This is a genomic window from Xanthomonas sp. NCPPB 1826 (assembly GCF_056725285.1).
Window position 1 is genome coordinate 4,355,719 of sequence record NZ_CM161521.1, and the last position, 17,069, is coordinate 4,372,787.

Consider the following 17,069-nt stretch of genomic DNA (forward strand, 5'->3'; position numbering starts at 1 on the left):
GCATCGGCACCTTGCCGCAACGTCGCAATCGTACGCAGGCGGACCACAGCACGATTGAGCGCGCAGCATGCCGCTGCTTGCATCCACAGGCACACACGCAACGCAGGACACTGCCGGCAACGCGATCATCGCGGTTTGCGCCGCGAGAAAACAGCCTGCTGCCGCCACGGCGGGGACCGGTTCACACCCCGGCGCGCCCAGGGTGTATGGTGCAAGGGCGGCCGGACTCCGGTGTCGCCTTCACTCTATCTGGCCTCCTCCATCAAGAATCTCTGCGAACGTTGCGACGCCGTCTGTTGCCGGCTCACCGTCATGGTCGATCCATCCGACCGCATCCCCAACCACTTGACCAGCGTGACACCGCAAGGTTGGCACGTGATGGCGCGTGACGAGGAAGGCTGGTGCGTGGCCATCGATGCGGCGCGCATGTGTTGTTCGATCTACGAGACGCGGCCGGCAATCTGCCGGCGTTTCGTCATGTCCGGGCCGTATTGCCGCGACGTGCGTGCCACCTACGACGACCAACGCCGGCGGGGCATTCCCTTGACGCTGTACAACGCATGAGGATTTCGCCATGAACAACTCCCGCCGTCAGTCGATGACCGTGAGCAATCAGCCAGGCAAGCCGCGTTTGTCCGAGCAACGGCTGGCCGCCGATCTGGAGGCGTTCCAGCAATCCGGCGGCGCGATCGAGCGTCTGGGCGATACCCCGCTGCGTCGCGACAAGAAGCGTGGCGAGCCCGAGGCCGCCCCTGCCAAGGCAGTCAAGAAACCTGCTGCCAAGGCAACTGACGCGTCCGAAGCAGAGACCGCGACAACCGCAACAACCGACGCCGAGTAAATGCGTCGCAGTGGCAGCACACCTGCGGTGTGGCTGTCGCGGCTGGAGTTGGAGTTGGGTGATCGATGCCGCGCCGCGTGCAGACACCGCGGCCGGCTGCAGGGCAGCGTCTTCTTCGACAATGGCCTGCGCCCGGCACGCAGAGCCGCGCCGCCGGCAGGCAGTCGCGAGTTACAGCAGTTGCGCGTGCTTGGTTGCGCCAAGTCCCTGCGCCAGGGAAGCCATTTCGTTGGCCAGTGTGATCAGATCGCCGCCGGCTTGCGCGGCAAGGGTCATGATGCGTTGATACGCGTCCCAGAAGTCCGGTCCACTGCCATAGGCAGCGTGGAACCCTTGTAACTCCAGAACCATGAGATCGGACACCTGCATGTCGCAGCGATCCATTGCGGTTACCTCGTTGGGGAATCGTCCCCGGACGGCAGACTACACGCGTTCACCTTACAAAACAGGGTCGGCCGTGAGACAGCGCGGTTGGAGCTGAATTGGTCAGAGAGCAGGCGCAGACCGGCGTGATTGCGCTTGATCGGGCCCGCTGCTGCGTGTGCTGGCGTGTGCGCTGACCCGAACCTGGCGCTGCATCGCGGCGCGTCGATGTGCACCATGCGCAACCGCTGCCGCGATCATGCACGACACCACGCCAGGCACCGCACTCACGCCGCATCCTGCAAGCCCTGCTGTAGGCATTCCAACAACCGGCTCAGCTTGGGCAGCAGCTGGCGCGCGCGCATCCACACCAGATGCAGCGGCAGGCCTTCGGTATCGCACTGCGGCAGTACCGCGACCAGGCTGCCGCGCTGCAGGTGCTGATCGATCAGCCAGGTCGGCAGCTGTGCGATACCCAGCCCGGCCACCACCGCATCCACCTGCGCCTCGGCATTGCCGAACACCACCCGCGCGTCCATCGCACGCTGTTCCACCGGCCCTGCGCCATGCCGCAGCAACCACGGGCTACTGCTGCCATCGGCCTTGCCGTAGAGCACCGCATCGTGCGCCAGCAAGGCGGCGATGCTGTCGGGCGTGCCGCGCTGCGCCAGGTACTGCGGCGCGGCGCAGAACACGCGTTTTTCATGGCCCAGATAGCGGTGCCCCAGGCTGCTGTGCCACTGATCCGGCCCGCCGATGCGCACCGCGATGTCGATGCCTTCTTCGGCCATGTCGACGAAGCGATCGGTGAACGAAATGACCGGCTGCAGGCCGGGATAACGCTGGAAGAACGGCAGCAACACCGGCAACACCTTGTGCCGGCCGAAGCTCACCGGCAGGTCCAGCCGCAACCGGCCGGTGGGCGCCTGGCCTTCGGCACGTAGCACGTGCTCGGCCTCCTCCAGCTCGTCGAGGACCTTGACGCAGACCCGGTAGAACGCCGCGCCGGCGTCGGTCAGCGCCAGCCGCCGGGTGGTGCGTGCGAACAGACGCACGCCCAGGCGCATCTCCAGGCGTGCAATGGCCTTGCCCACTGCCGAGCTGGTCAGGCTGAGCCGCTCGGCGGCGGCGGTGAAGCTGCCGGCATCGGCGGCGCTGACGAAGATATCGATGCCTTTGACGCGTTCGGACGGATGCATGGGCGCTTATTCAAGAACTTAAGTCCGCAATGTACGGAAAATACTCCCGATATACGATCTTAATTCTTTCCCATGATGACCAGCCCACACTGCGGCGCATGCCATGTCTGCTGTCGGCTCCACCTCCTCCCCCGTTTCCGCCACTGCGGCGCCGGCCGCTGCACGCAGCGGCCTAGCGATCTTCATCCTGGCGTTTGCCGCGTTCGTGATCGTCACCACCGAGTACCTGATCGTCGGGCTGCTGCCCGGCCTTGCACGCGACATGGAAATTTCCATCTCAGCGGCCGGCCAGCTGGTGACCTTGTTCGCCTTCACGGTGATGCTGTTCGGCCCGCCGCTGACCGCCTGGCTGTCGCATCTGGATCGCAAGCGCCTGTTTGTCATGATCCTGCTGGTGTTTGCGGTCTCCAACGCGGTGGCCGCGCTGGCGCCCAATATCTGGGTGCTGGCCTTTGCCCGCTTCGTGCCGGCGCTGGCGCTGCCGGTGTTCTGGGGAACCGCCAGCGAAACCGCCGGGCAACTGGCCGGGCCGCAGCACGCCGGGCGTGCGGTGTCGCGGGTGTATCTGGGCATTTCGGCGGCGCTGCTGTTCGGCATTCCGCTGGGCACGGTGGCCGCCAACAGCATCGGCTGGCGTGGCGCGTTCTGGATCCTGGCCGCCCTGTCGCTGGCGATGGCCGCGGCGCTGGCGCTCTGGATGCCGACCGTGGCCCGCAGCGAACGGGTGAATCTGCGTCAGCAGGCAGGCATCTTCGGCGAGCGCTTCTTCCTGGCCAATGTGATCCTGTCGGTGGTGGTCTTCACCGCCATGTTCACCGCCTACACCTATCTGGCCGACCTGCTGGAACGCAGCGTGGGCGTGCCGGCGGCGAATGTGGGCTGGTGGCTGATGGGCTTCGGCGCGATCGGCCTGATCGGCAACTGGCTGGGCGGGCGGGTGGTGGATCGCTCGCCGTTGCGTGCCACGGCGGTGTTCCTGGTGCTGCTCGCGCTGGGCATGGCCTTGTGCGTGCCGGTGGCCAAGACCGGCGTGCTGCTCTATCTGACCCTGGCGGTCTGGGGCATTGCCTACACCGCGCTGTTTCCGATCAGCCAGGTGCGGGTGATGAACTCGGTGACCCACTCGCAGGCGCTGGCCGGCACCACCAATGTGTCGGCGGCCAATGCCGGCATCGGCATCGGCGCCATCATCGGCGGGCTGGTGATTCCGGCCTGGGGGCTGGGCAGCATCGGCTATGTGGCCGCTGCGGTGGCGCTGCTGGGCGTGGTGCTGATTCCGTTGGTACATCGCGCCCGAGGCTGAGTTATCGCGTTGCGGGCCAGGCACATCCGGCCCGCAGCGTTGGTCGCGCTCGCTGTGCATGATCACGGAACGCGCAGGCCAGATACCGCTACAGATGGACTCGATCCGTGGGCGCTGCGCCCGCTGGATCGCAGCGCTGCACGCTGCAATCGCACGCATGCCCCCACACCAGGCCGGCTGAATGCCGCCAGGGCCGGCCTGCGCGGCCAAGCCCGCAGCTGCCGTGCAAAGCGCCGAACCGCGCAGCTTCCCGTGTAAAATGCGCGGTCTTTGACCGGAACAATGGCGAAAGCTTCTCCACGGGCGCCCCTGTCGGGCCCGGCGTTCATTCGCCTGCTTGCTCGCCTCACCGATGCCCACGTGGCCCAGTCCAACCATGCGCTCGCCGACCGGCTCAGCCAATGGATCGACTGGACGCGCGCGGTCGCCGTGTCCAAGGCGCTGGATGGCAAGCTGCCGGAGATCGACGCGCTGCCCGACACGCGCCGACTCGATACCGAGGCCTGCGCCCGCGTGCGCACCGGGCTGGCGACCAGCAGCGTGGTCGAGCTGGATGCCGTGCTCGCGCGCGCGCGTCGTGATGCGCGCAGCGCCGCCGCTACCGACATCGACGCAGCGGCAGCGCCGCCCGCGCTCGACTATGCCCCGTTCCGCCAGCACTACCTGGCAATGCAACGCGCGATGCGCACCGCCACCGGCGATCTGCGTGGCCGCCTGCGCGACATGCTGGCGCTGGAATCGGCGCCGATGGCGCGGCTGGCCGAGGTGGATGCGGTGATGGAGCTGACCTTGAGCCCGCGCGAGCAGACCCTGCTGAATCATGTGCCGAACCTGCTCGGCGCGCATTTCGAGCGCCTGCGCGATGCCGCGCAGGCGCAGAACCCGGCACCCGACGGCGAGGCCGCGCCACGCGCGCTCTCCGATGGCTGGCTGGATGTGTTTCGCAAAGACATGCAGAGCGTGTTGCTCGCCGAACTGGATGTCCGTTTTCACCCGATCGAAGGCCTGCTCGCAGCGCTTCGTACCCGCTAACTGGGACCTCATGTTCAGAACTCTCGTCCACCTGTGTGTGTTTGTCGTCGGCCTGTTGGCGGTTTGCTGGGTCGGCATCGGTTATCTGGGCTCCAATCCGCTCGGCGCCTGCGTCGCGGCAGTGATCGGCGCCTGTTATGTGGCCGGCGCGCTGGAGCTGTACCGCTATCGCCAGGCCAGCGCGACGCTGGACGATGCGGTCACCGCGTTGACCACCGCGCCATCGGCGTTGGGCGAATGGCTGGAGCGCCTGCATCCGAGCCTGCGCAATGCGGTGCGCCTGCGCATCAAGGGCGAGCGCGTGGCGTTGCCGGCACCGGTGCTGACGCCGTATCTGGTCGGCCTGCTGGTGTTGCTGGGCATGCTCGGCACCCTGCTTGGCATGATGGCCACGCTCAAGGGCACCGGCTTCGCATTGCAGAGCGCCACCGACCTGCAGGCCATCCGCGGCTCGCTGGCCGCGCCGGTGGAAGGCCTGGCGTTTGCGTTCGGCACCTCGATCGCCGGCGTTGCAACCTCCGCGATGCTGGGGCTGTTGTCGGCACTGTGCCGGCGCGAGCGGCTGCAGGCAGTGCAGCGCCTGGACCTGAAGATCGCCTCCGAGCTGCATCCGCATTCGGACGCGCATCAGCGTGGCGAAGTGTTCAAGTTGCAGCAGCAGCAAAGCGCACTGATGCCGACGCTGATCGATCGCCTGCAGACGCTGATGCACAGCATCGAGCAGCAGAGCATTGCCGCCGACGAACGCCTGGCCGCGCAGCAGGCCGAATTCCACGCCCGGAGCGAAGCGGCCTACGCGCGCCTGGCCACGGCGATGGAGCAATCGCTGCAGAGCGGCGTGGCAGAAAGCGCACGCGCGGTGGGCGCGGCCTTGCAGCCGGCGATGGAAGCGACCATGACCAGCATCGCGCGCGACACCGCCGCCTTGCACGAGCGCCTCACCCATGCCGTGCAGCAGCAACTGGACGGCATCACCAGCGGCTTCCAGCACAGCGCCAGTGCCGCGGCCGCGCACTGGACCAGCGCGCTCGCCGCACAGGAACGCGCGCAGCAAGCGCTCGACACGCGGTTGCAGGCCACGCTGGAGCAGATCACACAGCAGACCACTGCCGTGCAGGACGGCGTCGGCACCGCCGTGCAGCAGCAGTTGCACGCGCTCAACGACGGCTTCCAGCACAGTGCGCAGACGGCCGCCGAGCACTGGCAGGCCGTGCTGGCTGCACAGGAACATGCGCAGCACGCGTTGACCGAGCAGTTGCAGACCACGCTGGCGCAGATCGATCAGCGCAGCATCGCGGTGCAGGACGGCGTGACCCACGCGGTGCAGCAGCAGTTGGCCGCGCTCAATGACGGGTTCGAACGCAGCAACGCCGACACGGCCGAGCACTGGGCCGCGGTGCTCGCCGAGCAACAGCGCGCAGGCGCCGCGTTGAACGCGCAAATGCAGGCCACGCTCGCACAGCTCGCGCAGCAGAGCAGCGCACTGCAGGACGGCGTGCACCAGGCCGTACAGCAGCAACTCGATGGACTGAGCAACGGCTTCGAAAGCAGCACCGCCGCTGCCGCCGCCACCTGGACCGCGGCGGTGGCCGAACAGCAACGCGCAAACCACGCACTGACGCAGGAGTTGCAGGGCACCCTGACCCAGTTCGCCAGCACCTTCGACGCACGCTCCAGCGCCCTGGTCGATGCGGTGTCCAGGCGCATGGATCAGTCCAGCAGCGAGACCGCCAGCGCCTGGAGCGCCGCGCTGGCGCAGCAACAGGACGCCAGCGCCGCCTTGGCCGCCCAGCACCAGGGCGCACTGGCAGCCGCCACCGCCAGCTTCGACGCGCATGCCGCCGCCCTGGTCGGCACCCTGCAGCAATCGCACACCGAGCTGCAGGCCGCACTGGAAGCCCGCGACACCCAGCGCCTGGCGCTGTGGAGCGAGCGCTTCAGCGCGATGAGCGCAGACCTGAGCACGCAGTGGGAACGCACCGGCGAGCGCGTCACCCAGCAGCAGCAGGCGATCTGCGACACCCTGGCCAGCACCGCCAGCGAGCTGTCCACGCAGGCGCAGGCACAGGCCAGTGCCACCATCAGCGAAGTGGCGCGCCTGATGCAGATCGCCTCCGAAGCGCCCAAGGCGGCCGCCGATGTGGTGGCCGAGCTGCGCCAGAACCTGTCCGAGAGCATGGTGCGCGACACCGCCATGCTGGAAGAACGCAGCAAGCTGCTCGCCACCCTGGACACCTTGCTCAACGCGGTTAATCACGCCTCCACCGAACAGCGCGCAGCGGTGGATGCGCTGGTCACCACCTCGGCCGACCTGCTGCAACGCGTGGGCACCCAGCTCACCGAGCAGATCGGCAGCGAAACCGGCAAGCTCGGCGCGGTGGCTGCACATGTCAGCGGCAGCGCGGTGGAAGTGGCCAGCCTGGGCGAAGCCTTCGGCGTGGCGGTGCAGCTGTTCAGCGGCTCCACCAGCGAGCTCAACGAGCGCCTGCAGCACGTCGCCAGCGCACTGGATGCCTCGCTGGCCCGCAGCGACGACCAACTGGCGTATTACGTGGCGCAGGCGCGCGAGGTGGTCGACCTCAGCATGCTGTCGCAGAAGCAGATCATCGAAGAACTACGCCAGCTCGATCGCGGCCGCGGCGATGCCGGTGAGGCCGCTGCCGGCGAGGCCAGCGCGGCATGAGCGACGAGATCGACATCGACGGCGAATCGGGCACACCGATCTGGGCCGCCTTCGGCGACCTGATGTCGGTGCTGCTGGGTGCGTTCGTGCTGATCCTGGTCGGGGTGATCGGCGTGCAGCTGCAGCTGTCCAGCCGCCTGGACGAAGAGGTCAAACAGCGTCAGGCCGAAGCGCAGCGCCGCAAGACGCTGGAGCAGGCACTGGCGGCGCCACTGGCCGCCGGCCGCGTGACCCTGGTCGACGGCCGCATCGGCATCCGCGGCAATGTGTTGTTCGCCTTCAATTCCGATCAGTTGCAGCCGGAAGGCCGCGAGGTGCTGAAGACGCTGGCCGCGCCGTTGACCGAATACCTGGCGGCACGCGAGGAGATCCTGATGGTCAGCGGCTTTACCGACGACCGCCCGGTGCTGGGCGGCAACCGTCGCTACGCCGACAACTGGGAACTGTCTGCCCAACGCGCACTCACGGTGACGCGTGCATTGATTGCCGAAGGCGTGCCGGCCGCATCGGTGTTTGCCGCAGCCTTCGGCTCGCAACAGCCGGTGGATTCCAATGCCGATGAAACACGCCGCGCCAGGAACCGCCGTGTGGAGATCGCACCGATTGCGCGCCCGTCCACGTCGCGTGCCTCCTCTGCCGCCAAGCCAGCACCGGCCACAGGCACGCGATGAGCACGCAGGCGACATCCGCGCACGCGCGCCTGCAGCGCTGGCGCAGCCAGGGTGCCGACCGGCTGGACCCGGTGCGTTTCCATCTGATGGAAACGCTGGCCGCGCGTGCCGGCACGCAGGCCGAGCCAGTGCGCGAGGTACTGGAAGAAAAGCTGGGCAAGCTGGTCGATGCGTATGCGGCAACGGTGAAGCAAGCCGCACGCCGCCGTGTCGCCAGCGCCGCTACACAGCCGTCGCAACGCAGCGCGCTGGGCGCACTGGCCGAGCGGATGGCAGGCCACGCCGCGTTGATGGAAGTGGACAGCAGAAAGACCGCAAGCGCCGATGCCACGCAGTTCCCCGAGCTGCCGGCGCTGGAGGATTTTCGCCGCACCTGGACCACGGTGCGCACCGCCAGCCAGGTGCGGCAGTCGCTGCAGGACGCCCCCAAGGACGCCGGCCCGCTCAATTCCAGCGTGCTGGTGCATCGCTGCATCAGCCTGATGCGCGAGTGCTCACCGGGCTATCTGCAGCACTTCCTCGGCTATGTCGACGCGCTGTCGTGGCTGGAGCAGCTGCACAGCGGTGGCGCGTTGGCCAGCGAGGACGCTGCGCCGGTGGCGCCGGGCAAGAAGCGCAGCAAGCGTCCGTCCACGCGGCGCAGCTAGCGCAACCAGTCAGTCGCGCTGGCGCTGCACGCACACGGCGGCTGGCTGAAACCAGCATGGCGCACCTGTCCAGCACGATCGTGGCCAGTGCGCTGGTCGGCGTCGTTCGCATCCGCCGACCAGCACTGGCGTGGTCCATCAAGCAGGCATGGTCGGACGTCGCCAGTCGGTGGCGATCACATGTGGGCGCTGATCAAAACCGCAGCCGCACACCCACCGTCCAGCTGCGCGGCGCGCCCGGATACACCCACTGCTCGCTGTAGGAGAACGCGGCGTAGCGGCGGTCGGTAAGGTTCTCGACCTTGGCATACAGGCGCAGGCGCTCGCTCAGGTCGTAATGCCCGACCAGGCGCCACACCGTGTACGCAGGCAGCACGAAGTCGGTATTGGTATCCACCGAGCCCAGCCGCTCACCGGTATGCGACACGCCCACGCCCACTGCCGCAGTGCGCTTGCCGGTCAACGGCTGCTCATAGTTGAGGAAGGCATTGCCGCTGAAGCGCGGCACGTTCGGGAAGCGGCGTCCCTCGGCCAAGCCGGTGCCGGCGGCGGCCTCACTGCTGCGCGTGACCTGCGAGTCGGTATAGGCCAGGCCCACCGATGCGGCCAGGCGCGGGGTCAGCCGACCGAGCAGATCCAGCTCCACGCCCTGGCTGCGCATTTCGCCCACCGGCAGCGAAAAGCTGGTGTCAGCCGGGTCCAGGCTCAGCACGTTCTTCTTGTCGATGCGGAACGCGGCCAGCGTCGCTTCCAGGCCATCGCCGGGCTGCACGTACTTCAAGCCGGTTTCCAGCGAGCGGCTTTTCTCCGGCGCAAAACTCTGCCCGTCCGCGCCCACGCCGCTGTTGGGACGAAAGCCCGCCGCAGCGCTGGCATACAGCGACAGCGCAGCGTCGACATGGAAGATCACGCCCGCACGCGGGCTGACCACACCATCGGAGGCGCGCTGCGTGGCGCCGCGCAGCTGGTTGTCGAGATCCTGCTGGTAATGGTCGTAGCGCAGGCCGAGCAAGGCCTTCCAGCGCGCGCCAAGATCGAGCTGATCCTGCGCATAGACGCCCCACACCTGTTGGCGCTCCTCGGTGTCGGTGATGGTGGCCAGCCGCCCCGGCTGCGCAACGCCGTACTGCGGCGCGAGCACGTCGATGCTGTACGGCGTGGCCGCAGAGCGTGCGCGCTGCTGGAAGCGGCTGTCGTCGAAGCGATTGCCATCCACGCCGAACAACACGTTGTGGGTCACGCTGCCCGCCTGCAAGCTGCCAAGCAGTTCCGCACGCGCGGCGATATCGCGGCCCTGATAATCGCGGTAGCGGCGCTCGCGGCGCAGCGTGCGCTCGTCGGCCTGCAGCGTCCACGGTTCGGTGGAAAAACCGCGCATGCCGCTGTCGCGATAGGTCGCCCCGCCCTGCAGCGACCACGTCTGGTTCAAGCCATGCACCACGAACACCTGGTGCCCGGTGGAATGCAGATCGATATCGCCATCGCGCGGCTCGCCCAGAAAACGCCCGGCCGGCAGCCGATTGGCATCGCCATCGATGGCGGTGACACCGCGATCGAACGGCGCATGGATGCGCACGAATTCCAGCTCGTAGGACACCGTGGTATCGGGCGTCGGCATCCACAGCAGCGAGGGCGCCAACAGCGTGTTGTCGCTGTCGACGGTGTCGCGGAAGCTGTGCTGATCCTTGTGCATGACATTCAACCGATAGGCCAGGTTCTCGCCCAGCGGCCCGGTGCTGTCGACCGCAGCGCGATAACTGTCGAAGCGCCCCGCCGACAGATCCGCGCTGTGTTGCGGCTGGAACAAGGGCTTCTTGGTGACGATATTGACCGCACCGCCCGGCTCGCCGCGCCCGTACAACGCCGAAGCCGGGCCCTTGATCACCTCGATGCTCTGCGTGTTGGCCGCATCGCGCAGGCCGTTGTAGCCGCGGCTGGCATTGAAGCCGTTGACCATGTAGTCCGAGCTGAAATTCGGGTCGCCGGTGAAGCCGCGCATCGAATAGCTGTCCCACAACCCGCCCAGGTTGTTGGCCTTGGTGATGCCGCTGGCCATCTCCAGCGCGCCGGCCAGATCGTTGACGCCGGCGTCCTCGAGCAGGGTCTGGTCCAGCACGCGCGCACTGATCGGCAGGTCGCGCAGCGGCGCATCGGTCTTGGTGGCACCGGTCACGCTCAATGCGCGGTACGGCGTGTACTGGCTGCGCACCTGCACCGCATCCAGGTCGCGCGCCTGCGGCTCGGCCGCTTCGGCAAGCGGACTGACGCCTGCGCAGCTCAGTGCACCGAGCAAAGGCAGCGTGTTGGACAGACGGCGGCGCGGCGTGGACACGGACATCGGGCAGGACTCCTGAAGCACCCGGGCGCGCTGGGCCCGGGTCGCAAGTGAGACAACGAAGGTGAGGGGTGACACGCAGCGGCCGCTATGACGCAGGATCGGCGCTTGCATCGAAACGTGGCGCGCGCCCGAAGTCCTCGCGCGTAAACGGGCGGTCGCGGAACAGATAGCCGTAATAGAACGTCCGCAGTGCCTGGTGATAGGCGCGGATGCGGTCCTGGTACGCCAGTTGCGCGCGCAGATCGGTGCCTGCCAGGCGCGTCAACGCGGCCTGCAACGCCACCGGTGGCAACACGCCGGCAACACGCTGCGCCAGTGCTTCACGTCGCTGCAAACCTTGGCGATACGCTGCGACCTGCGGGGCCACCTGTTGGTCGCCGTTTTCGTGGAAGGCGAAATACCACTTGTAATGAAACGCGCTGGTCAGCGGCGCCGAGTCCGCCCACTGCGGGTTCTGCGCGTAGAAGGCCCGCATGGTGTCCTGGCGCGGAATGTCCCAGGCGTGGTTGACCGCTTCGCGCTGCAGCCGCGCGATCTCGCTGCCTTGGTTGACTGGCACTGCCTGATTGATCGCCACATGCGCCAACGCCGGTGCAACCAGCGCCAGCACCACCCAGCAGGTCGCCAGGGCGGTGGCATGCGCGGCGGGGCGCCAGTGGAGGCGCCCGACCAGCACCGACAGCAGCACCCAGAACAGCAGATAGGCGCAGGTCAATGCCAGCACCGCGAGCTGCTGCAGCAGCGGCACCGCATTGAAGGTTGCGGCAATCACAAACGGCACACTCAGACACACCAGCACCGCAGCGGCACGCACCGCAACGCGCCGCACCAGCAACGCGGTGCCCGCGCCCGGCAATGCGGCGAGCATGCGCGCACGCCCGGCCTCGCGTTCGCCCGAGCGCAAATCGAACAGCAACGCGATCACGAACAACGGCAGCAGGAACACCAGCACGAAGGCGTAGTCGAAGCGCCCGGCCAGTGCCAGCTCCGGGTTGTAGCTGTCGCCATCGTGGATCTGCGCTTCCAGGCCCAGCGCGCGGACACGCAGGATGTACGGCGAGACATCGCGCATGCCCACCGCAGCAAATGCCAGTGGCGTGGGCACATCCCAGGTCGGGTGGAAGCTGTAGTAGGCCGCGCTGCCGGCGTCGTTGGAGCGCGCCACATAGTCTTGCACCGCTGCGATGTCCTCCTGCTGCAGCGCTGCAATGCGCGCGATGTTGGCGCGTTGCGCAGCGATGAGGTGCTGGCCGGAGAGCAGGCTGCACACGGTCAACACCGCCAGCAACAGCAGGCCGGCCAGCGCGGCGCGTGCGCGCAGCAACAGCAGCAGTTCGTATTTCCACAGCAGCATCAGCGCGCCACTCCCACACGCCGGCCGGCCACCAGCAGCATGCACAGCGCCGCCAGCAGCCAGGCACCGACCAGGCCGAGCGCCGCGCCTGCGGCGCGCAGCACCTCGGTGGTGGCCGGCGGCTGGAATGCGAACACCGGGATCGCATGCCAATGCGCGGAGGAGATGCGCTTGCGTTGGTCGGCACCGGCATCCTGCGCGGTGTCGTCGGCCATGCTCACCGCATCTGCCTGCAGCTGGTTGAGCTGCTGCACCAGCGTGTAGCGGTAATGCTCGGCCTGGGCGAGAAACCGCTCATGCGCACGCAGGTCGGTTTCTGCCAGCGTCATCGACAGCTCGCGCAGCGCAACCGTGGGGCTCAGCAAGGCGAACGTGCGCACCAACAAGTTCTGTTGCTGCTGGATGGCCGAATCACGTGCGGCGTAGCGCTCGAACAGGCTCGCGGTGAGACGCTCGCCTTCCAGCGCCAGCAGGCCCTTGTAGTTGACCGGCAGCTCTTCCACCCGCTGCACGCCATAGCGCGCCAGTGTCTGCTGCTTGAACTGCGCAAAGTGCGGGTCATCCGGGTTGTGGCTGTCGCCGAGCGTGCGCAGGTCGCGCTGGATCGCCACATCGGTCTCCAGCCGTGTCGGCAGGCGGTACGCCGCACTGGCCACATCCGGCGCCACGCGCGGCACCAGCAGGGCCAGCCATACCCACACCGCCAGCGACACCAGCAACGCATCGCGGCCGCGCCGGCACAGCATCGACACCGACAGCACCAGCGCGCACCACACCAGCAGATACACCGCATACGCCAGCACCAGCAGCACAACCCGCAGCGCCTGACCCGGCAACGACGCGATCGGTAGCAACCCGACCAGGGCCGGCAACAGGCAGGCTGCGGCCACCACCGCGAGCGCGAGATATTTGCCACCGAACAATTGCCCACGCGTGGCCCCCTGCAGCAACAGCGCGCGCAAGGTGCCGGTCTCCTGCTCGCGCGCCACCGCGCCATAGCCGAGAAATACCAGCAGCAGCGGCGCCAGCACCTGCAACACGAATGCGGGGGTGAGCTGGCCGAAGCGCACCAGCAGCGAGCTCTGACGCACATCGCCGAAGTTGGCGGTGTTCTGGCGATGGCCTTCCAGGAACATGCTGTTGCCGGTGAACGCGTCCACGCCGGCATCGAAGGCGGCCAACGCGGGCAACGGGCGATAGATGAAGTGGCCGTAATGCACCACCCGATGCGGGTGGCGGTCCGGCTGCGCTTCGAAGGCCTGCTGCGCGGCCAGTTGCTGGCGCGCGCGGAACTCGGCCACCTCGCGCTGATGATGCGCGGCGGTCAATGCCGCCACCAGCGTGAGCAGCATCAGCAGCACCACACCGATGGCAGCGGAACGGTTGCGCGCCATGAAACGCAGTTCCTCGCGTGCGACCAACAGCACAGGACTCATGCAGCCCGATCCTGCGCACGCGCAAAACGCGCATGCAAGCTGCGCACGTCGAAGCCGCTGTCGCCGGCACCGATGTCTTCGGCAATGCGCCCGTGTTCCAGGAACCCGATCCGGTCGGCGACATCCACTGCGCCGAGCAGGTCGTGCGTCACCATCAGCACCGCGCCCCCGCGCTCGCGCACGCTGCTCACCAAGCGGTTGAAGTCACCAATGGCGCGCGGGTCCAGGCCGGAGGTGGGCTCGTCCAGCAGCAACACCGGCACCTGGCGCAGCGTGGCCACTGCAATCGCCACCTTCTGGCGCATGCCCTTGGAAAACCCCGCCAGCCGCTGGCGCCAGGCCTCACGCTGCAGGCCGGCAGCGGCCAGCGCCTGGCCGATCTCGGCCTGGCCGCGGCGCTGGCCGGCCAGCGCGAGCAGGTAGTCGGCATTTTCCAGCGCACTCAGGTGCTCGTAGAGCGCCACGTTTTCCGGCAGATAGGCCAGCCGCGCACGTGCGGCGCCAGGATCGGCGACCGGGTCGACACCATCGACCCGCAGGCTGCCGGAGGTGGGTTTGACGAAGCCGAGCAAGCTGGAAAGCGTGGAGGACTTGCCGGCGCCATTACCGCCCAGCAAGGCGTAGACACTGCCGGGGGCGACCTGCAGATCCAGCCCCTGCAGCACGGTGCGGCCGCGGTAGGCCACGTGCAGGTTGCTGATCGAGATGGCGGGGGCGACTGGGGGACTGGAAAGCATGGCAAGGCAATGGCTTAACGAAATGATACGTTATCACATTGCGTTCGACGCTTGCAGTGGACCGGGCGACGCCGCTCAAGCGCCAGCCGGAGCGGCGAATGCGCGGTGTTATCCCTCTCGGGCGACAGCACCACAGGTAGCAGGCTGCGCGACCGTCGACGCGAGCGCGGCCCGTCAAATGTTACTGTATTACGCAAATATCCTGCTGGTTGCTGCAGCCGGAGGCAGGAACTCCCTGCACCGCGCGACCCGCGCCCAGGGAAAGACCAGCCCTCCGCCCTCCGACCCACGCAGTCCGCTGTAACGCGTCGATGCGGCATGGCGGCCGTCGAACGCCGCTGCCGTCGCAACCACCCAGGACCAGCAAGCCTTGCCACGTTCTCCCCTCAATCGAGATCCCGTACGTCCCACATGACTTCCGATACGCGCCCCTCCGCCCCCCAAGCCTCGCACGCTTCCGCACCCGCTTCCGGCAACGCCGCCGGGCCCGCCAGCCGCAGCACCACGCGTGCCGCTGCCGGCCTGCTCGCCGCCACCCTGTTCAGCGCCGCACAGGCCAGCGCGCAGTCCATCGACACCAGCGCACCGCTGCCGCCGGTACGCGCCTGGCATGGGGCCAGCGAGGCGTTGATCGTCACACCGGACGATCCGTGGAGCACCCCGGCAGAGCGCAACGCGTTCGCCAGCACGCCCAGTTACGACCAGACGCGCGCCTGGCTGGAGCGCCTGGTCGCCGCCTCGCCGCTGCTGTCGCTGGAGGTGTTCGGCAAGAGCAGCGAGGGCCGCGACCTGCTGCTGGTCCGCGCGCACAAGGGCGCGCCCGGCAAACCGGTGGTACTGGCGCAGGCCGGCATCCACGCCGGCGAGATCGATGGCAAGGATGCCGGCCTGATGCTGCTGCGCGATATCGCGCAACGCGGCAAGGACCACCTGCTCGACCAGGTGGATCTGGTGTTCGTGCCGATCTTCAATGCCGACGGTCACGAGCAGCGCGGCCCGCTGATCGGCGCCGCATTGCGCGGCCCGCAACAGATGGGCTGGAACACCACCACGCGCGGCATCAATCTCAACCGCGACTACCTCACCCTGGAAGCGCCGGAAACGCGCGCGATGGTCGCGTTGCTGCATCGCCTGGATCCGGCGCTCTACATCGACCTGCATGTCAGCGGTGGGCTGGATCACCAGTACGACATCACCTTTACCTTCGCCGGCTGGGGCACCTATGCACGCTCGCGCGCCACTGCCGACTGGCTGCAGCAACGCTTTACGCCGGCGGTGAATACCGCATTGCGCAAACAGGGCCACGAACCGGCCATCTACCCGAGCCTGATCGACGAAGACGAGCCGCGCTCGGGCCTGCGCTACGCGCCGGAAGGCCCGCGCTATTCCACCGGCTACGGCGACTTCGCCGGCATCCCCACCGTGCTGGTGGAGAACCATCGCCTGAAGTCGTACCGGCAGCGCGTGCTGGGCGACTATGTGCTGCTGGAAGCAGCACTGCGCGTGGTTGCCCGCGATGCAGGCAACATCGATGCGGCCAAGCGCGCCGATCGCGCCGCCCGCCCGCAGGAACTGATGGTGGCCTGGGAACGCCTGCAACAGCCGATCGCCCAGGTGCCGTTCAACGGCGTGAGCTACACCCGCGCGTTGTCGCCGGTATCCGGGCGGCAGGAACTGCGCTGGGAGGGCCGCGATGAAACCTGGACCCTGCCGGTGATCGGCTATCGCCAGACCCAGGCGGTGCGCTACCCGCTCGCCTGGTGGATCCCGCCCGGCAACGACGATGTGGTGGAACTGCTCAAGGCGCACGGCATCACTTATGAACGCCTGCAGCAGCCACGCCAGCTCCAGGTGCAGCAGATCCGCGTAGTGAAGGATGCCGGCACACAAACGCCGCACGCCGAGCACGTGGAAGAAACCTTCGCCGCCGGCAGCATCCGCGTGCCTGCCGATCAACCGATGCGCATGCTGGCAGCCGCGTTGCTCGAGCCGCAGAGCAGCGACTCGTTGCTGGCCAGCGGACGTTTCCGCAATGCCGGCAGCCCCGACAGCGGCTTGTACGGCGCCGAGCTGGTGGACTTCAGCGAGCGCGTGCTGCGCAGCGACGACGCCCTGCGCGCCGCCTTCGAACGCAAGCTCGCAGACGATGCCGCATTCCGCGCCGATGGCGATGCGCGGCTGCAATGGATCTATGCGCGCTCGCCGTATGCGGCGATCACCGGCTGGCGTTATCCGGTGCGGCGCCAACTGGCGGAGTGACCCTGCGCATTGTCGATTGCGCGCTGTGGGATCGGCAATGCGGCTCGAGCTTCTTTCGCATCGCGCATCGCGCAAGGCCCGTGGCGACGGCAACGGCGACCGCATCGGCATCGATACCGGCAGCAACGTCGCTTGCATGCCGGCAGACAGGACGCTTCACCACGCACTGCGCGCTCCATCATGCGTGCGTGCCCCCCGTGTCTGGC

Annotated in this window: 14 protein-coding genes; 8 read left to right on the top strand and 6 right to left on the bottom strand. The window is 67.8% G+C overall.

All coding sequences use genetic code 11. The features are described from left to right. Positions 1–231: 231 nt before the first annotated feature. Positions 232–564, top strand: a complete 333-nt coding sequence (locus AC1PLA_RS18240; protein ID WP_481105074.1) for a YkgJ family cysteine cluster protein — start codon at positions 232–234, stop codon at positions 562–564. A gap of 10 nt (positions 565–574) precedes the next feature. After that, the gene (locus tag AC1PLA_RS18245) at positions 575–841 is read left to right on the top strand and encodes a hypothetical protein (RefSeq protein ID WP_039518701.1); all 267 of its coding nucleotides are present in this window, start codon (positions 575–577) and stop codon (positions 839–841) included. Between the two features lie 171 nt (positions 842–1,012). Here the strand turns inward: AC1PLA_RS18245 and AC1PLA_RS18250 are convergent, their stop codons facing one another. After that, positions 1,013–1,225 (bottom strand): hypothetical protein, encoded by a 213-nt coding sequence (locus AC1PLA_RS18250; protein WP_016900938.1) that lies wholly within the window; start codon positions 1,223–1,225, stop codon positions 1,013–1,015. Positions 1,226–1,491: 266 nt separating this feature from the next. Continuing rightward, positions 1,492–2,403 (bottom strand): LysR family transcriptional regulator, encoded by a 912-nt coding sequence (locus AC1PLA_RS18255; protein ID WP_481105075.1) that lies wholly within the window; start codon positions 2,401–2,403, stop codon positions 1,492–1,494. Positions 2,404–2,506: 103 nt separating this feature from the next. Between AC1PLA_RS18255 and AC1PLA_RS18260 the strand changes: the two genes are divergently transcribed. The 5 genes from AC1PLA_RS18260 (at position 2,507) to AC1PLA_RS18280 (ending at position 8,739) form a co-directional block, all read left to right on the top strand. Next, the gene (locus AC1PLA_RS18260) at positions 2,507–3,706 is read left to right on the top strand and encodes an MFS transporter (protein ID WP_481105076.1); all 1,200 of its coding nucleotides are present in this window, start codon (positions 2,507–2,509) and stop codon (positions 3,704–3,706) included. Between the two features lie 282 nt (positions 3,707–3,988). Then, positions 3,989–4,738 (top strand): DUF3348 domain-containing protein, encoded by a 750-nt coding sequence (locus AC1PLA_RS18265; RefSeq protein ID WP_167705971.1) that lies wholly within the window; start codon positions 3,989–3,991, stop codon positions 4,736–4,738. Positions 4,739–4,748: 10 nt separating this feature from the next. Then, the gene (locus AC1PLA_RS18270; RefSeq protein WP_481105077.1) at positions 4,749–7,421 is read left to right on the top strand and encodes a DUF802 domain-containing protein; all 2,673 of its coding nucleotides are present in this window, start codon (positions 4,749–4,751) and stop codon (positions 7,419–7,421) included. Beyond that, positions 7,418–8,092: an OmpA family protein gene (locus AC1PLA_RS18275; protein WP_065048311.1), complete on the top strand. Its 675-nt coding sequence runs from the start codon at positions 7,418–7,420 to the stop codon at positions 8,090–8,092. The genes AC1PLA_RS18270 and AC1PLA_RS18275 overlap by 4 nt, the downstream gene beginning before the upstream one ends. Next, positions 8,089–8,739: a DUF2894 domain-containing protein gene (locus tag AC1PLA_RS18280; RefSeq protein WP_104574635.1), complete on the top strand. Its 651-nt coding sequence runs from the start codon at positions 8,089–8,091 to the stop codon at positions 8,737–8,739. Before AC1PLA_RS18275 ends, AC1PLA_RS18280 begins: the two co-directional genes overlap by 4 nt. 193 nt (positions 8,740–8,932) lie before the next feature. On the opposite strand, the gene AC1PLA_RS18285 is transcribed toward AC1PLA_RS18280, so the two are convergent. The 4 genes from AC1PLA_RS18285 to AC1PLA_RS18300 form a co-directional block, all read right to left on the bottom strand. After that, on the bottom strand, positions 8,933–11,077 hold the full coding sequence (locus tag AC1PLA_RS18285; protein WP_481105078.1) for a TonB-dependent siderophore receptor: 2,145 nt from the start codon (positions 11,075–11,077) through the stop codon (positions 8,933–8,935). An 85-nt stretch (positions 11,078–11,162) separates the two neighbouring features. Next, positions 11,163–12,431, bottom strand: a complete 1,269-nt coding sequence (locus AC1PLA_RS18290; RefSeq protein WP_349780421.1) for a DUF3526 domain-containing protein — start codon at positions 12,429–12,431, stop codon at positions 11,163–11,165. Further along, positions 12,431–13,867: an ABC transporter permease gene (locus AC1PLA_RS18295; RefSeq protein WP_349780422.1), complete on the bottom strand. Its 1,437-nt coding sequence runs from the start codon at positions 13,865–13,867 to the stop codon at positions 12,431–12,433. Before AC1PLA_RS18295 ends, AC1PLA_RS18290 begins: the two co-directional genes overlap by 1 nt. After that, positions 13,864–14,604 carry an ABC transporter ATP-binding protein gene (locus tag AC1PLA_RS18300; RefSeq protein ID WP_349780423.1) on the bottom strand — a complete coding sequence of 247 codons (741 nt, stop codon included), beginning with the start codon at positions 14,602–14,604 and terminating at the stop codon, positions 13,864–13,866. The genes AC1PLA_RS18295 and AC1PLA_RS18300 overlap by 4 nt, the downstream gene beginning before the upstream one ends. 411 nt (positions 14,605–15,015) lie before the next feature. Between AC1PLA_RS18300 and AC1PLA_RS18305 the strand changes: the two genes are divergently transcribed. Beyond that, positions 15,016–16,863: a M14 family metallopeptidase gene (locus AC1PLA_RS18305; RefSeq protein WP_374151313.1), complete on the top strand. Its 1,848-nt coding sequence runs from the start codon at positions 15,016–15,018 to the stop codon at positions 16,861–16,863. The last annotated feature ends 206 nt before the right edge of the window (positions 16,864–17,069 follow it).

Coding starts and splice junctions, on each gene's coding strand:
- AC1PLA_RS18245 (WP_039518701.1), top strand. CDS start 575: ATGAACAACTCCCGCCGTCAGTCGATGACCGTGAGCAATCAGCCAGGC.
- AC1PLA_RS18250 (WP_016900938.1), bottom strand. CDS start 1,225: ATGGATCGCTGCGACATGCAGGTGTCCGATCTCATGGTTCTGGAGTTA.
- AC1PLA_RS18255 (WP_481105075.1), bottom strand. CDS start 2,403: ATGCATCCGTCCGAACGCGTCAAAGGCATCGATATCTTCGTCAGCGCC.
- AC1PLA_RS18260 (WP_481105076.1), top strand. CDS start 2,507: ATGTCTGCTGTCGGCTCCACCTCCTCCCCCGTTTCCGCCACTGCGGCG.
- AC1PLA_RS18265 (WP_167705971.1), top strand. CDS start 3,989: ATGGCGAAAGCTTCTCCACGGGCGCCCCTGTCGGGCCCGGCGTTCATT.
- AC1PLA_RS18270 (WP_481105077.1), top strand. CDS start 4,749: ATGTTCAGAACTCTCGTCCACCTGTGTGTGTTTGTCGTCGGCCTGTTG.
- AC1PLA_RS18275 (WP_065048311.1), top strand. CDS start 7,418: ATGAGCGACGAGATCGACATCGACGGCGAATCGGGCACACCGATCTGG.
- AC1PLA_RS18280 (WP_104574635.1), top strand. CDS start 8,089: ATGAGCACGCAGGCGACATCCGCGCACGCGCGCCTGCAGCGCTGGCGC.
- AC1PLA_RS18285 (WP_481105078.1), bottom strand. CDS start 11,077: ATGTCCGTGTCCACGCCGCGCCGCCGTCTGTCCAACACGCTGCCTTTG.
- AC1PLA_RS18290 (WP_349780421.1), bottom strand. CDS start 12,431: ATGCTGCTGTGGAAATACGAACTGCTGCTGTTGCTGCGCGCACGCGCC.
- AC1PLA_RS18295 (WP_349780422.1), bottom strand. CDS start 13,867: ATGAGTCCTGTGCTGTTGGTCGCACGCGAGGAACTGCGTTTCATGGCG.
- AC1PLA_RS18300 (WP_349780423.1), bottom strand. CDS start 14,604: ATGCTTTCCAGTCCCCCAGTCGCCCCCGCCATCTCGATCAGCAACCTG.
- AC1PLA_RS18305 (WP_374151313.1), top strand. CDS start 15,016: ATGACTTCCGATACGCGCCCCTCCGCCCCCCAAGCCTCGCACGCTTCC.